The organism is Streptomyces sp. NPDC029138, from assembly GCF_055564375.1.
Genome location: NZ_JBVHWM010000153.1, coordinates 1 through 1,108 on the forward strand (window position 1 = coordinate 1; position 1,108 = coordinate 1,108).

2 protein-coding genes are annotated in these 1,108 nt (G+C 71.2%); both read left to right on the top strand.

Going from position 1 to position 1,108, the window contains the following annotated elements:
• On the top strand, positions 1-579 hold a 579-nt coding region (locus ACZ4WH_RS44015; RefSeq protein WP_468191995.1), incomplete at its 5' end, for a glucose-6-phosphate dehydrogenase.
• The coding region (locus tag ACZ4WH_RS44020; RefSeq protein ID WP_468191997.1) for a glucose-6-phosphate dehydrogenase assembly protein OpcA at positions 576-1,108 on the top strand (533 nt) is incomplete at its 3' end. The genes ACZ4WH_RS44015 and ACZ4WH_RS44020, both read left to right, overlap by 4 nt.

The window sequence follows — 1,108 nt, forward strand, 5'->3', positions numbered from 1 at the left end:
GAGAAGGTCATCGGCTACCTCGAAGAGGACGGCATCGACGCCAAGTCGAAGACCGACACCTACGCCGCGGTCAAGCTGGAGATCGACAACCGCCGCTGGGCGGGTGTCCCCTTCTATCTGCGCGCCGGCAAGCGCCTCGGCCGCCGGGTGACGGAGATCGCGGTCGTCTTCCAGCGGGCCCCGCACTCGCCGTTCGACACGACGGCGACCGAGGAGCTGGGCCAGAACGCGATCGTCATCCGCGTCCAGCCGGACGAGGGCGTCACCGTCCGCTTCGGCTCCAAGGTGCCGGGCACCTCGATGGAGATCCGGGACGTCTCCATGGACTTCGCCTACGGCGAGTCGTTCACGGAGTCCAGCCCGGAGGCGTACGAGCGCCTGATCCTGGACGTGCTGCTCGGCGACGCCAACCTCTTCCCGCGCACGGAGGAGGTCGAGCTGTCCTGGAAGATCCTCGACCCGATCGAGGAGTACTGGGACACGCACGGCAGGCCCGCGCAGTACAAGTCGGGCACCTGGGGTCCCGTGGAGGCGGACGAGATGCTCGCACGAGACGGACGGAGCTGGCGCCGGCCATGAAGACAGACCTGACCGACACCACCGCCGGAGCGATCAACAAGGCGCTCGTGCAGGGCCGCCGCGCCATCGGCACACCCGCCGTCGGCATGGTGCTGACCCTCGTCATCGTCACCGACGAGGAGAACGCCTACGACGCCCTGAAGGCCGCCAACGACGCCTCGCGCGAGCACCCGTCGCGCACGCTGGTGGTCATCAAGCGGGTCTCCCGCTCCCCGCGCGACCGTACGTCCTCGCGGCTGGACGCCGAGGTGCGGGTGGGCGCGGACGCGGGCACCGGCGAGACGGTCGTCCTGCGTCTGTACGGCGAGGCCGCCGACCACGCCGACTCGGTGGTCCTGCCGCTGCTGCTGCCGGACGCACCCGTCGTCGTGTGGTGGCCGGTGAACGCCCCGCTCGACCCGGCGAAGGACCCGCTGGGCGCGCTCGCCCAGCGCCGGGTCACCGACACCTACGCGGCCGAGCAGCCGGTGCGGGAGCTGTCGGCCCGCGCCGGGGCGTACACGCCCGGCGACACCGACCTGTCCTGGAC